Genomic DNA, 13,190 nt, shown 5'->3' with positions numbered 1-13,190 from the left:
GGATGCGCCACGGCTCGCCGCTATGTTCGGGGCTGTTGAGCGGGAACGCTTCCACCCGCTCATCCACGATCGTTTCGGCGGGCGTCTGGCTGGCGCGGCGCGGGCGTGCTTCGTCCGCGGCGCTCCGCGCCCACAGGGGCCGGGGCAGTGCCAGGGCGGACAGCCCGAGCAGGACACCGCGCCGCTTGAGAAGATCAACCGGGCTCATGGTCAGTCACCAGTCGTAGCTCAGGGTGGCGGAAACCAGCCGGCCCGCACCATAGAAGCAGAACGAAGTGAGGCCGTTGCAGGTGACGTATTCCTTGTCCAACAGATTGCTGGCACTCACGCTCAGACGCAGGCCGCGCAGGCTTTGATCCAGTTCCGCCAGATCGTAGCGCAGCGAGGCATCCACCAGCGTGCGCGAGGCGTTTTTCAGGGTATTGGCGTTGTCGCCGTACGAGGAGCCGGTGTAGCGCGCACCCAGCCCGAGGTGCAGGCCGCGCGCGGCGCGCCAGTCGAAGCGTGCCGCCATCATCTCCTTGGGCACGTGCGCGAGGCGCTTGCCCAGGTCGGTGCTGTTGCTCTCGGTGACCTCGGTATCCATGTAGGTGTAGGAGCCGCTGAGGGTCAACGCCCGCGTCAGCGCGTAGGTGCCTTCCAGTTCGAAGCCGCGCACCCTGCCCTCGCCGGTCTGCACGCGGCACAGGCCGCCATTGCAGGTATGCGTCGGATCGGGGTCGGGGGTGAGAATGTTGCTCTGCGTCATCTCGTAGAGGGATGCCGTGACCAGATTGCGGCTGCCGGGCGGCTGGTATTTGACGCCAAGCTCGATCTGCTTGCCTTCCACCGGATCGAAGGCCTTGCCATGGTAGTCCTCGCCGCTGGACGGCACGAAGGAGGTCGAATAGCTGGCATAGGGCGCCACGCCGTTGTCGAACAGGTAGGTCACGCCGAGGCGGCCGGTGGTGGCCTCGGTGGACTCGCTGGTGCGAGTGTTGCTGCGCAGCGATACCGTTCTGGTCCTGGCCCAGTCGTGGCGCAGGCCGGCGGTCAAGGTCCACTTGTTCCAGAACATCTGGTCCTGCAGATAGACGCCCGACTGGATGCGGCCGCTCTCCGAGTTGGGCGTGCGCTCGCCGATCACCACCGGCGAGCCGTACACCGGCGCGTACAGGTCCAGCGGGCCGACCGTGCCGGTGGCCGAGGCGAGTTCGATGTCCACCTTCTGGTAGTCGAAGCCGCCCAGCAGCATGTGCGCGACCGCGCCGGTTTCCAGCGCGTAGAGCAGGTTGGTATCCGCGCTGAAACCCTTGCTGTGGTTCTCGTGCGATTCCGCGTTGCCGGTCAGGGTGCGGCCATCGGCCCCCAGGCTGCGGCGCGACACGCTGTCGTAGTTCATGTCCACCTCGATGTAGCGCACGTTCTGGCGCAGCTTGACGGATTCGCCGATGAACTGCTCCAGCGAATAGCCGACGGCGGTCTGGTCGCGGTCGTAGCGGTCGAAGTCGGGCTCGCCCTGGAAGAAGCTGCGCGACACCTTGCCATGGGGCGAATCCAGGTAGGTGCCGACCACCGGCAGACGCTGCCAGGTAGCGCCGCCGCGATCGCGCTGGTGATTGACCAGCAGGGTGACGGAGGTGCGCGCGGAAGGCTGCCAGGTCAGGCTGGGATTGAAGAAGAAGCGCTCCAGTTCCACATGATCGACCTCCGTGTCCGTGCGCGAGGCGGAACTGACCAGCCGGTACAGCCACGTGCGCTCGTCGTCGAGGGGGCCGCCGATGTCCACGTTGGCGCGGATCAGCCCTTCGCTGTCGGTCTGCAAGCCCACCTGGTGCTGTGCTTCCTGCGGCGGCCGCTTGCTGCGGATATTGACCAGGCCGCCGGGGGTGACCTGCCCGTACAGCACGGACGAGGGGCCGCGCAGCACTTCCACGCGCTCCAGGCCGTAGCTGTCGAAGCGCGTGGACAGCGCGGCGGCACCGGCGCTGCTGCCCGGCGGGCGCAGGCCATCCACGTACATGTTGTTGGCGAAGCTGCCGGTGCGGAAGCCGCGCACCCAGATTTCGTCCACCCGGCTGTCCTTGCCGTAGATGCCCGTGCCCACCCCGGCCAGATAGCCCACGGACTGCTCCACGCTCTGCGCGCCCATCTCGTCCATCTGCTGGCGGGTGACCACGGAAACCGATTGCGGGATCTCGACGATCGCCGTATCGGTCTTGGTGGAACCGTAGCTGCGCGTGGCCACCGGCGAGGCATCGTGAGCACCGCCCAGCCCCTGCGCCGTCACCGACACCGCCGGCAGCACCGCCTCGCCCCCGGCGCGTTCGATGATCAGCGCCCCACCCTCCACCCGCCCATGCAGCCCGGTGCCGGCGAGCAGTTGCACCAGCGCGTCGGAAACGCTGGTGGCGCGGGTGACGGGCCGGCCTTGCAGGCCCTGCGTCAGCGATGGAGAGGCCAGCAACTGCAGGCCGGCCTGGCGGGCGAATTCGCCCAGTGCCTGGTCCAGGGATTGGGCGGGCAGATCGAAAGGCGCGGCGGATGCCGCAGCAGCATGCATGCCGAGGGAAAGGACGGCGGCGGCCAGCAAGGTCTTGCGTAGCTTCATAGCGGGACGTGTTCCTGTTCGGATTGAAAAAATGAGGCTTCAATCCGCAGAACGAACGAGACGAAAATTACCCTCACGCACCACGCAGTTCCTACCCGCGCACGGCGGCGCCGGCTTCAGCGCCGCGCGTCGATGCGCCAGCCGCCATCGACGCCCTGGCGCGCTTCCACCGGCAGAATGGCGGGCAACAGGCGCAGCCAGTTGTCGCGCTCAGCGATGTTGACGCGCGCGATCACCGGCAGTCCGCCGACGGCCGGTGCAACCTGGAGCGGCTCGGTGCTGTAGCGCGACAGGCGTTCGGCTACCAGCGCCAGCGGGGTGTGCTGGAAGTCCAGCCAGCCCTCGCGCCAAGGCGCCACTGGAGCGGCGGCGCCCTGCCCGGCCCCGCTGGGTTCGACGAAACTACCTCCGGCGCGCACGCGCGCGCTCTGCCCGGCGGTGAGCAGACGCTGGCCGCCGTCGCCGGCAAGCACCTGGACGCGCCCGGATTCGACGTCCACCCGCACCCAGTTGCGTTCGATGTCCACGGCGAAGCGCGTGCCGAGCACCTCCACCGAGACGTCGAGCGCGGTGACGGTGAAAGGCCGCGCACTGTCCGGCGCGACAGCGAAGAAGGCGCCGCCCTGGCGCAGGTGCGCGGTGCGCCGCGTGCGGTAGTAGGCCAGCGCGATGATGCTGGCACCGTCGAGCAGCACGGTGCTGCCGTCCGGCAGGGCTTCGCCGTGGAAACGCCCGGGGACCAAAGCGAAGTCGGCGCGATACACCGGCATCCAGTGGCGCCAGAGCTGCCACAGCGCGGGGAGCCCCGCCACACCGGCCCCGACCCCCAGCAGGCGCGCGAGATTCCGGCGCCGCCCCCTGCGCTCGGGCGCCGCGTCGCCCTGCCAGTTCAGCATGGCCTGTTCGACGTGGTCCATCGCCAGCATGATCTCGCGTTCCACCGTGGCCAGCGAAACGCCGTGGCGCCGGGCGATGTCTTCGCGCTTCTCGCCTTCCAGGCGGTCGGCCAGAAAGATGTCGCGGGTGCGCTCGGGCAATCCGGCAAGGCAGGCCTGCACCGCCCGCAGGGCTTCGCGGTGGGCGTAGCGGCGGACCACGTCGCTGCCCGCGCCGGCCTCGGCCTCCACACCGTCCGGCAGCTCGGCAAAGCGCTCGCAGGTACGCCGCGCATGGCGTTGATGGTCGATGGCGCGGTTGGCGGCGACGGTGTAGATGTAGGCGCGCCAATCCTGCCCGGCGGATTCGGGCAGGCTGTCGAGCGGTTTTTCGGCCAGGCTGAGCCAGGTTTCCTGCACCAGTTCGTGCGCGGTTTCGCGGCAGCCGGTGCGCTTGATCAGGAAGTGCAGCAGACCTGTGTAATGCTCCTGATAGCAGGACAGCAAGGGATTGGAAGCAGAGCCGGGCACCGTGTTTCCTGGAGGAAAGGGAAAACGGAGATTTTATGTGCGACTGATTCTCATTTCAAACATTGAGTGCCCCGCCCGGCGCCCATGCCCTGCGGCGTTGCTCAGCTCGACCGCAACTGGCTGCACTGCGTCATTTGTACTAACATGGCGGCCAATGTACCTGAACAAGGAGGCATTGCCATGCCCACCGCCACTTCCGCCCGCTCTGCCCGGCTCGGCCTGCGCGCAACGCCTGAACAGGAGGCCGTGCTGCGTCGGGCGGCCGAGGCTGCACACAAGTCGCTGACCGACTTCATTCTGGATGCCGCCTGCCAGGCCGCCGAGCAGACCTTGCTCGACCAGCGCCTGTTCATGGTTTCCGGCAGCCAGTATCAAGCGCTCATGGACATGCTGGATCGCCCGGAATCGGACAACCCCGGACTGGCCGACCTTTTTTCCCGGCGCCCGGTCTGGGCCGGTAAATGAAGCCGTCGAAGCCGCAAGCACTCGGTGCGCACCATCGCCTGGACGATTTCGACTGCGGCAAACCGGCACTCACCCATTGGCTGCTGCACCATGCACGCCAGGCGCAAGCCAGTGGCTCGGCGAGAACCTTCGTGGTCTGCGAAGATGACCGGGTTGCCGGCTACTACAGCCTGACCGTTGGCCAGATCGATACGCTGGAAACACCCGAGCGTGTCCGTCGCGGCATGGGCCGGTACCCGATTCCGCTGGTGATCCTGGCAAGGCTGGCCATCGACCTCGATTACCAGCGCAAAGGCCTGGGCTTCAGCCTGCTGCAGGACGCCATCCTGCGAACGGCGGTCATTGCGGAACAGGCGGGCATCCGCGCCTTGCTGACACACCCGGTCGACGCCCAGGCAGATGCCTTCTACCAGCGCTTCGGCTTCGAGCCGACGCCGGTACGTGAGGGGCAGTTGATCCTGCTGCTCAAGGATGCACGGCGTTTTGCCGGAGCGGCGTAATCGACGGGCCGCTCATATGGGCAATCCACATGGATACATTGCGCGATGAAGATGCGTTGTATTTCGTTCTCGCACTCCATGCCGCAAGGCATCACCAAATTCCACGAGGCATTCAATGCCGGAACAAAAGGAGGCAAGCATGGCCCTTGACTACCGCTGGCTTCACGACACCGTACGCAAGCGCTTTGAATCGGACGAAGCCATGGAGGCTTTCCTGCCCAAAGCGCTTACCCCCGAAGAATTGAAGCAGAAAGGCGATGATCGCTATCTTTCCGCCATGAGCCGGCGGGTATTCCAGGCCGGCATGCAGCACTCGGTAGTCGATGCAAAGTGGCCTGCCTTCGAAGAAGCCTTCTGGGGCTTTGCGCCCGAGAAAATGGCGCTGCTCAGCCCGGAGCAGATCGAAGGCCATATGAAAAACGAGCGGATCATCCGCCATCTCGCCAAACTGCGGACCATCCCCCAGAACGCACAATTCATCCTGGACGTCCGCCAGGAGCACGGTAGCAGCTTCGGCACGTTCATCGCCGGCTGGCCAAGCGCCGACATCATCGGCCTGTGGCGTTTACTGGGCAAACGGGGCGCCCGCCTGGGCGGACGCTCGGCCGCCGGATTCTTGCGCCTGGTCGGCAAGGACACTTTTCTACTGACCAGCGACGTGCTTGCACGCCTGGTGGCCGCAGGCATCATTGGCCACGAACCCACCAGCCAGCGCGACATGCAGGTCGTGCAGGACGCTTTCAACGAATTGCAGCAGACGTCGGGAAGGCCGCTGTGCCAGCTGTCGGCCATGCTCTCCTTGAGCATCAACCCGAGATTCTAGCCATCCTCGTTTCCGCTTCACCCAAGGGCAGAACCCGCTTGATGTCATGAGCAGCCACGTACCGCCGCGCCCGCCGCTCACTCGTGCCGCAGCGCCTCGATCGGATCCAGCCGCGCCGCACGCCGCGCCGGGAAGTAGCCGAACACCACCCCGATGGCGGCGGAGAACGCGAAGGACAGCACGTTGATGCCCGGGTCGAACACATAGGGCATCTGCATGATGGCGGACAGCGCCAGCGAGGCGAGCGTAGCCAGCACGACGCCGATCAGCCCGCCCAGCGCGGCCAGGGCCACCGCCTCGATGAGGAACTGCAGCAGCACTTCGCGCTCCAGTGCGCCGATGGCGAGGCGGATGCCGATCTCGCGGGTGCGCTCGGTGACGCTCACCAGCATGATGTTCATGATGCCGATTCCGCCCACCAGCAGGCTCACGCCGGCCACGGCGCCGAGCAGCATGGTCATCACCTGGGTGGTGCCGGCCATGGCGTCGGCGAACTGGCGGGTGTCGAGGATGTTGAAGTTGTCCTCGTCGGTGTCGGACAGGTTGCGCCGTTCGCGCAGCAGATTGGTCAGGCTGGCCTTGACGCGCTCGCTGTCACTGCCCTCCTGCAGCGACACCAGCAGCACGTCCACCCGCTGGCTACCGGAGATGCGCCGCTGCACGGTGCGCAGCGGCATCACCACCATGTTGTCCTGGTCGCTGCCCATGCCGGACTGGCCCTTGGACAGCAGCACACCGATGATCTCGCAGGAAAAGTTCTTGATGCGCAGCGGCTGGCCGAGCACCTCCGTGGCGCTGGCGCTGCCGTACAGTTCGCGGCGCACGGTTTCGCCGATCACGCACACGGCGCTGCCGGCGCGTTCCTCCGCTTCCTCGAACTGGCGGCCGGAGACCAGCGTCCAGTTGTTGGAAATGAAGTACTCGTTGCTGGTGCCGTTGATGGTGGACGACCAGTTGCGCCCGTTGGCCACCAGGGTGACGCTGGACATCAGCTGCGGGGCGACCACGTTGACGCCGCCGATCTGCTGGCGGATGGCTTCGACGTCGGCTTCCTTGAAGGTGGGCGCGCCGGCGCTGCTGCGCCCCGGCCCCAGGCGCTGGCCGGGCATGACCATCAGCAGGTTGGTGCCCAGCGCGGCGATCTGCTGCTGCACCGCGCGCGTGGCGCCGTTGCCCAGGGTGACCATGGTGATCACCGCGCTCACGCCGATGACGATGCCGAGAATGGTGAGGAAGGAGCGCAGCAGGTTGCGGCGAATTTCACGCAGCGCGAGCAGCAAGGTGTTGAGCAACATCAGCCGGCCTCCTGCACTGGTGCCGCATGGCGCGCTTGCGGCCCGGGCTCGGGGTTGCGCGTGTCGCTGTCGATGCATCCGTCGACGAAATGTACGATGCGGCGGGCGTAGCGCGCCATGTCCGGTTCATGGGTGACCATCAGCACGGTGATGCCCTGCTCCTCGTTGAGCCGCCACAGCAGCTCCATGATCTCGTGGCTGCGCTGGGTGTCCAGGTTGCCGGTGGGCTCATCGGCGAGCAGCACTTCCGGCTGCGTGACGATGGCGCGCGCGATGGCCACGCGCTGCTGCTGCCCGCCGGAGAGTTCGGCCGGGGTATGGTGCTCCCAGCCCGCCAGGCCCACCGAGGCCAGCGCGGCACGCGCGGCGCGGTGGCGGGCTGCGGCCGGTTCGCCGCGGTAGAGCAGCGGCAGTTCGACGTTCTCCTGCGCCGAGGTGCGCGCCAGCAGGTTGAAGCCCTGGAACACGAAGCCCAGGTAGCGCCGGCGCAGCCGGGCGCGCTGGTCGCGGCCCAGGCGCTCGACATGCAGGCCGTGGAACAGGTATTCGCCGCCGGTGGGCGTGTCCAGGCAGCCCAGGGTGTTCATCACGGTGGATTTGCCCGAGCCGCTGGGCCCCATGATGGCGACGAAGTCGCCGGCCTCGATGTCCAGATCCACGCCCTTGAGCGCCTGGAAGGCGGCCTGCCCCTGGCCGTAGACCTTGGTCAGGCCGCGCAGGCGGATCAACGGCAGGTCTTCCGCGTGCGCGGTACTCACCGCGCGGCTCCGCTGCGCTGGTCGACGATGGCCTGCTCGCCCGGCTGCAGTTCGCCGCTGACGATTTCCGTGCTGCGGCCGTCGGACAGCCCGGTGCTCACCGGCACGGCCACCGCCTGGCCGTTGCGCAGCACCCAAACCTGGCGCGCCTCGGCGCCGCCGCTGCGCGGTACGACGGTCTGCTGGGGCGGGCGCGGCAGCAGGCTGCCGACCAGCCCGCGCTCCTCGCCGCCGGCACCCGTGGCGGTCGGTGCCGGAGTGAAGCGCAGCGCCATGTTGGGCACCAGGATGACGTCCTCGCGCTCGGTGGCGGTGATGATCGCGCTGGCGGTCATGCCGGGGCGCAGCGACAGGTCCTCGTTGGCGACGTCCAGCGTGGTGGTGTAGGTGACCACGTTGTCGGTGGTGGTGGAGCCGAAATCCACCCGCGTCACGGTGGCCGGGTAGCGCCGGTTGGGCCAGGCGCTGACGGTGAAGCTGGCCTGCTGGCCCACCGCGACCTGGCCGATGTCGGCCTCATCCACGTTCACTTCCAGCTTCAAGCGCGACAGGTCTTCGGCCAGCGTAAACAAGGTGACTGCCTGCAGCGAGGCGGCCACCGCGTTGCCCGGATCGGTGGCACGGGTCAGCACCACGCCGTCGATCGGCGATCGGATCGAGGCCTTGGCGAGATTGGTCTCGTTGGTGGCCAGCGCGGCCTTGGCCTCGACCACCGCGGCGCGGGCGGAAGTCTCGGCCGCCTGGGCACGCGCCAGCGCGGCGCGGGCGGCATCCAGCTCGGTACGCGAGGGCACCTTGCCGCCGGACAGGCGGGAGACCTCTTCCAGGCGGCTCAGGGTACTGCGCTGCTCTCCCACGGTAGCCGCCGACTCGACGATCTTGGCCTCCGCACTGGCAAGGCTGGCACGCGCACGTGCCACTTCGTCGCGCAGCTTGGCGGTATCGAGCTCGACCAGCACCTGGCCGGCCTTGACCCGGTCATTGACGTCGACCAGCACGCGCGCCACGGTGCCGGACAGTTCGCTACCGATCTCGACCGTGCGGGTCGGCTGCAGGGTGCCGGTGGCGTTGATCGACAGGCGCAGGGTGCCGCGCGTGATGCCTTCGGTGACGTATTGCGGCCCTTCGGCACCGCCCTGGCCCAGCCAGAAGCGCGCGCCCAGCAATGCGAGCAAAAGCAGCACGGCTGCGATCCATGTGCCGGGGCGCCGCCACCAGCGGCGGGTGGGTTCATCGTCGAGCGAAAGGGAGGCGGAAGCGTCGGTACGAGTCGTGTTCATGGTGCGGAAGATGGGGCTGCGGTTGCGGTAAGCGGCACGGATGCGGCGGCGGGCGTGAATTCAGGCATGGATTCGAGCGTGGCTTGCGGAGACCAGCCGCCGCCGAGCGCCTTGTAGAGCTGCACATGGTTGGCGGCGAGTTGCGCGGCGGCGCTGGCCACGGCGTCTTCCGCGTTGAGGCGGGTGCGCTGGGTATCCAGCACCACCTGGAAATCCACCAGCCCGCTGGCGTAGCGCTGGCCGGCCAGTTCGTCGGCATTGGCGGCGGCCCCGGCCGCCAGCGTCAGGCTGGCGAGGCTGTCGCGCGAGGTGCGCAGCGCGGTCAGCGCGCTCTCGATCTCGCCCAGCGCGGTCAGCACCGCCGCGCCGTACGCATGGTAGGTCTGCTCCAGCGCGGCGTCGCGCACCTCCACCTGGGCGGCGCGCGCGCCGCCGTCGAACAGCGGCAGGCCGACACTGGCGAGCAGGCTGCTGGCCACGCCGGCGCTGTCCAGCGCGCCGAGAGTCAACGCCGACAGGCCGAGCGAGCCCGTCAGGCGCAGGCTGGGGTAGCGCGCGGCCTGGGCTTCATCCACCCGCGCCCGTGCAGCTTCGACGCGCAGCCCGGCGGCGCGCACGTCCGGGCGCTGGCGCAAGGTGTCGGCAGGCAGGCTCACCGCCAAAGTGTCGGCCGGGCGCGGCATCGCCGCCAGTGCCCCGCCGGAGGCGTCCAGCAAGCGGGCGCGCAGATCGCCGGGCGTCTGCGCGCAGAGCACCGCCAGGCTGTTGAGCGTCTGCGCGACGGCCGACTCCAGGCTGGACAGGCTGGAACGGGTCTGCTCGACCGAGGTGCGCGCCTGCTCCACCTCCAGCTGGGTGACCAGCCCGGCCTGCTCGCGCCAGCGGGTGATCTGCAGGGTTTCTTCCTGATTGGCGAGGTTGGCGCGCGCCACCGCCAGGCGCTGCTGATTGCCGCGCAGGTCGATGTAGGCCAGCGCCACTTCGGCGGCGATCGATACGCGGGTGTCGTCCAGCGAGGCCGCGCTGGCCAGCAGATCGGCCTCGGCGGCGGCCAGCCCGGCGCGCTGGCCGCCGGCCAGGTCCACCTCCCAGGCGGCATCCACGCCCACCTGGAACTGGTTGTCGGCGGGCTGGCTGTCGGTGCGCGCGCGCTGCGCGGAGCCGGCGAAATCCAGCGTGGGCTGCAGGCCGGCCGCGCTCACCGCGCGTTGCGCGCGTGCCTGGCGCAACGCGGCGCGCGCGCTGCGCACGTCGTTGTTGCGCTCCAGGGCCAGATCTACCAGCGCACTCAGTTCGGCATCGCCAAAGTGCCGCCACCAGTAAGCCAGCCGTTCGCCACCGGCCACCGGGGCCGCATCCGGCGCTTCGGTCCAGGCCGCCGGCACGGTGGGCAGATCGCCGCTGGCCGGGGCATAGGGCTGCGTGGCGCAGGCGGCCAGCACCACGGCCACGACGGCGCATGGGAGGAATGACTTCGGCACGTCGAAAATCCGCATGAAAAAAGTGTCCGCAACCTTAAACGAAAAAAGACCGAAAAACCGGAGCGAGTCCGCGAGCGGGCAGACGCGTGCGCGTCAGCCGCCGCCCTCCCCGGAGGGTGTGGTGGAGCGCGCCGCCAGCGGCAGGGAGATGGACACCCTCAGGCCGCCACCGGGGCGATTGGCGGCACTCACGCCGCCCCCATGAGCCTCGGCAACCCGGCGGGCGATCGCCAGCCCCAGCCCGTAGCCGCCGGCCGCGGCGCCCTCGCCGCGCCGGAAGGGCTGGAAGATGCTCTCCAGATCCTCTTCCGGCACACCGGGCCCCGTATCGGCGATGTCCACTACGGCCGCGCCGCGCCCCGGGTCCGCGTGCGCCCCGATATGCACGTATCCATGCTCCGGCGAGTGGCGCACGGCGTTGCGCACCACGTTCTCCAGCATGCGGTGCAGCAGTTCGGGATGCCCGGCGACATGCAGATCCTCGTCCACCTCGGCGCCGATGGCGCAGCCGCGCACGCGGCCTTCCAGCTCGGCATCCTCGGCAATGCGGGCGATGAGCTCGGCCAGGTCGACCTCTTCGGCGACGCTTTCCGCCATGCCCGCATCCAGGCGCGCCAGGGTGAGCAGTTCGCCGACAAGGCGGTCCATGCGTACGGTTTCGCGTTCGACACGCTCGATGAAGGACTCGCCGCGTTCCGGACGCTGACGCGCCAGATCGGCGGCGGCCTGCAGGCGGGCGAGCGGCGAACGCAGTTCGTGGGAGACGTCGTGCAGCAGGCGCTGGCGGCCGTCGAGCAGATCCTGCAGGCGTTCGGCCATGCGGTCGAAATCCTGTCCCAGGCGCGCCAGTTCATCGTCGCGCCCGGCCAGCGAGTCGCCGATGCGGGTGTCCAAGCGGCCGGCGGCCACCGCCTCGAAGGCGCCGCGCAACTTGCGGATGGGCCGTGCGAAGTACCACGCCAGCAGCGCGGCGAACAGCAGGCTGACCACGCTGCCGGCCATCAGCGGCATCAGCGGCGGCATCCAGGGCGGCGGCCGAGCGCGGTCCGGCTGCGGCGCGGACGCCGGAAAGGGGGGCTGATGCTCCCGCCCCGCGGGTGGACCCGGCGCAAACATGCCCGGCGGCGGGTGCGGGAAAGCCGGCGTCGACGCAACGCTGTCCGGCCGCAGCAGCCAGATGGTCACCCCCACACCCAGCGAGGTGACCAGTTGGGCCAGCCAGAAAAAGAAGAAGAATTTCCAGAACAGGCGGCCCATGCCGCCGTTGCGCGCGTTGCCCGGTCTCATTCGTCGGCCAGTTGGTAACCCCGGCGGATCACGGTCTGGATGCGCGCGCGGCCATCGGCGAAATGGCCCAGCTTCTGGCGGATGCGGCTGATATGCACGTCGATGCTGCGGTCGAAGCGTGCCAGCGGGCGCCCCAGCGCCTCTTCCGACAGGGTCTGCTTGCTCACCGGCCGGCCGGCGTGGCGCACCAGGGTTTCCAGCAGCGAGTACTCGGTGCTGGTGAGTTCCAGCGCCACGCCGCCCAGTTCGGCGCTGCGCCGGCCGGGACGCAGGCACAGGTCGCCGGCCACCAGTTGGCGCGCGGCGTCGGTGCGTGCCGAGGCATCCACGCGCTTCAGGATGGCCTTCAGCCGCGCCGACAGTTCGCGCGGCGTGCACGGCTTGGGCACGTAGTCGTCGGCGCCCAGTTCGAGGCCGACGATGCGGTCGGTGTCGTCGCCGCGCGCGGTCAGCATCAACACCGGCAGCAGGCTTTCGGCGCGGATGCGGCTGAGCGCCTGGATGCCACCCAGGCCCGGCAGCATGACGTCGAGCACGACGATGTCGTGGCGCCCGGAGAGCGCCCCGGCCACGCCGCTGACGCCGTCGTACGCGCATTCGACGGCGAAGCCGTCGCCTTCCAGGTAGTCGCGCAGCAGTTCGAGCAGTTCGGTGTCGTCGTCCACCAGCAGCACGCGGGATGCGGGGGTGGCGGCGGTTTCCATCGGATTCATGGCGCCCATCATAGGGCAGCGCCCAGATGCACGGCCATGCCTCTTTACCCGTTTTTACCCCGGCGCAACGGCGCTTGATCCGCCCCCTGCCGAGAATGGCCGCGCCGTCGCCTGAGACCGGCGGCGGACTCCCAACTCGCAGAGGAAAGACATCATGCCCACCATCATTTCCAGACGCTTCCCGTACTGGCTGGCCATCGCGCTGCTGGCCGTGTCGTTGCACGCCTCGGCCGCCCCCGGCGCAGCACCGCCGGCCTTCGTTGCGGGGCCCCGGCTTCCGCCGGGCATCGAACTGAGCGACGCCCAGCAGGACCAGCTGTTCGACCTGCACCACGCCCAGGCGCCCCGGCTGCGCCAGTTGCAGCGCGAGGCCGATGCTGCCCTGCGCGAACTGCGCGCGCTGGGCGAAGCCGAATCCCTCGACGCCACGCGCGCCCGCGCCGCCGCCGAACGCCACGGACGCGCGCTGGCCGCCCTGCTGCTCGCACGCACCGAACTCGACGCACGTTCGCGCGCCGTGCTGAGCCCGGCGCAGCGCCAGACACTGGAGGCGGAGCGCGCCGAGGCGCGACCCGGGCCGGGCGCCGGGCCC

The 13,190-nt window shown here is 69.0% G+C and carries 13 protein-coding genes; 4 read left to right on the top strand and 9 right to left on the bottom strand.

Features of this window, described 5'->3' with window-relative positions:
• The 3 genes from C666_RS16575 to C666_RS16565 form a co-directional block, all read right to left on the bottom strand.
• Nucleotides 1-208, bottom strand: a 208-nt coding sequence (locus tag C666_RS16575) for a hypothetical protein (RefSeq protein ID WP_004343863.1), incomplete at its 3' end; no start/stop codon positions are given.
• A gap of 6 nt (nucleotides 209-214) precedes the next feature.
• Complete coding sequence (locus tag C666_RS16570) at nucleotides 215-2,590, bottom strand: TonB-dependent siderophore receptor (RefSeq protein ID WP_004343861.1); 2,376 nt, start codon at nucleotides 2,588-2,590, stop codon at nucleotides 215-217.
• Nucleotides 2,591-2,706: 116 nt separating this feature from the next.
• Nucleotides 2,707-3,996, bottom strand: coding sequence for a sigma-70 family RNA polymerase sigma factor (locus C666_RS16565; protein WP_004343860.1), 1,290 nt, complete (start codon nucleotides 3,994-3,996; stop codon nucleotides 2,707-2,709).
• Nucleotides 3,997-4,176: 180 nt separating this feature from the next.
• On the opposite strand from C666_RS16565, the gene C666_RS16560 reads away from it, so the two are divergent.
• The 3 genes from C666_RS16560 to C666_RS16550 all read left to right on the top strand — a co-directional run bounded on the left by C666_RS16560 (nucleotide 4,177) and on the right by C666_RS16550 (nucleotide 5,784).
• On the top strand, nucleotides 4,177-4,461 hold the full coding sequence (locus C666_RS16560) for a type II toxin-antitoxin system TacA family antitoxin (protein WP_004343859.1): 285 nt from the start codon (nucleotides 4,177-4,179) through the stop codon (nucleotides 4,459-4,461).
• Nucleotides 4,458-4,961 carry a GNAT family N-acetyltransferase gene (locus C666_RS16555; RefSeq protein WP_004343858.1) on the top strand — a complete coding sequence of 168 codons (504 nt, stop codon included), beginning with the start codon at nucleotides 4,458-4,460 and terminating at the stop codon, nucleotides 4,959-4,961. The genes C666_RS16560 and C666_RS16555 overlap by 4 nt, the downstream gene beginning before the upstream one ends.
• A 139-nt stretch (nucleotides 4,962-5,100) precedes the next feature.
• The gene (locus tag C666_RS16550; RefSeq protein ID WP_004343857.1) at nucleotides 5,101-5,784 is read left to right on the top strand and encodes a DNA-3-methyladenine glycosylase I; all 684 of its coding nucleotides are present in this window, start codon (nucleotides 5,101-5,103) and stop codon (nucleotides 5,782-5,784) included.
• Between the two features lie 77 nt (nucleotides 5,785-5,861).
• Here C666_RS16550 and C666_RS16545 read toward each other — a convergent pair whose 3' ends face one another.
• The 6 genes from C666_RS16545 to C666_RS16520 form a co-directional block, all read right to left on the bottom strand.
• Nucleotides 5,862-7,079, bottom strand: a complete 1,218-nt coding sequence (locus tag C666_RS16545) for an ABC transporter permease (protein ID WP_004343855.1) — start codon at nucleotides 7,077-7,079, stop codon at nucleotides 5,862-5,864.
• On the bottom strand, nucleotides 7,079-7,837 hold the full coding sequence (locus C666_RS16540) for an ABC transporter ATP-binding protein (protein ID WP_004343854.1): 759 nt from the start codon (nucleotides 7,835-7,837) through the stop codon (nucleotides 7,079-7,081). The genes C666_RS16545 and C666_RS16540 overlap by 1 nt, the downstream gene beginning before the upstream one ends.
• Nucleotides 7,834-9,021, bottom strand: a complete 1,188-nt coding sequence (locus tag C666_RS16535; RefSeq protein ID WP_211206769.1) for an efflux RND transporter periplasmic adaptor subunit — start codon at nucleotides 9,019-9,021, stop codon at nucleotides 7,834-7,836. Before C666_RS16535 ends, C666_RS16540 begins: the two co-directional genes overlap by 4 nt.
• A gap of 92 nt (nucleotides 9,022-9,113) precedes the next feature.
• Nucleotides 9,114-10,598: an efflux transporter outer membrane subunit gene (locus C666_RS16530; RefSeq protein ID WP_211206768.1), complete on the bottom strand. Its 1,485-nt coding sequence runs from the start codon at nucleotides 10,596-10,598 to the stop codon at nucleotides 9,114-9,116.
• 93 nt (nucleotides 10,599-10,691) lie between these two features.
• Nucleotides 10,692-11,885: a HAMP domain-containing sensor histidine kinase gene (locus C666_RS16525; RefSeq protein ID WP_004343848.1), complete on the bottom strand. Its 1,194-nt coding sequence runs from the start codon at nucleotides 11,883-11,885 to the stop codon at nucleotides 10,692-10,694.
• The gene (locus C666_RS16520) at nucleotides 11,882-12,598 is read right to left on the bottom strand and encodes a response regulator transcription factor (protein ID WP_004343847.1); all 717 of its coding nucleotides are present in this window, start codon (nucleotides 12,596-12,598) and stop codon (nucleotides 11,882-11,884) included. Before C666_RS16520 ends, C666_RS16525 begins: the two co-directional genes overlap by 4 nt.
• Before the next feature lie 154 nt (nucleotides 12,599-12,752).
• Here C666_RS16520 and C666_RS19375 point away from each other — a divergent pair.
• Nucleotides 12,753-13,190: Spy/CpxP family protein refolding chaperone (locus C666_RS19375; protein WP_004343846.1), on the top strand; the 438-nt coding region annotated here is incomplete at its 3' end.

This window comes from Thauera linaloolentis 47Lol = DSM 12138, from assembly GCF_000310205.1.
Lineage (GTDB): Bacteria > Pseudomonadota > Gammaproteobacteria > Burkholderiales > Rhodocyclaceae > Thauera > Thauera linaloolentis.
Note: the sequence above shows the minus strand (reverse complement) of the source record. Positions and strands in the feature narration are given on the sequence as shown.

What these genes read in the sequence shown, in the direction of transcription:
- C666_RS16570 (WP_004343861.1), bottom strand. Translation starts at nt 2,590, where the DNA reads ATGAAGCTACGCAAGACCTTGCTGGCCGCCGCCGTCCTTTCCCTCGGC.
- C666_RS16560 (WP_004343859.1), top strand. Translation starts at nt 4,177, where the DNA reads ATGCCCACCGCCACTTCCGCCCGCTCTGCCCGGCTCGGCCTGCGCGCA.
- C666_RS16555 (WP_004343858.1), top strand. Translation starts at nt 4,458, where the DNA reads ATGAAGCCGTCGAAGCCGCAAGCACTCGGTGCGCACCATCGCCTGGAC.
- C666_RS16550 (WP_004343857.1), top strand. Translation starts at nt 5,101, where the DNA reads ATGGCCCTTGACTACCGCTGGCTTCACGACACCGTACGCAAGCGCTTT.
- C666_RS16545 (WP_004343855.1), bottom strand. Translation starts at nt 7,079, where the DNA reads ATGTTGCTCAACACCTTGCTGCTCGCGCTGCGTGAAATTCGCCGCAAC.
- C666_RS16525 (WP_004343848.1), bottom strand. Translation starts at nt 11,885, where the DNA reads ATGAGACCGGGCAACGCGCGCAACGGCGGCATGGGCCGCCTGTTCTGG.
- C666_RS16520 (WP_004343847.1), bottom strand. Translation starts at nt 12,598, where the DNA reads ATGAATCCGATGGAAACCGCCGCCACCCCCGCATCCCGCGTGCTGCTG.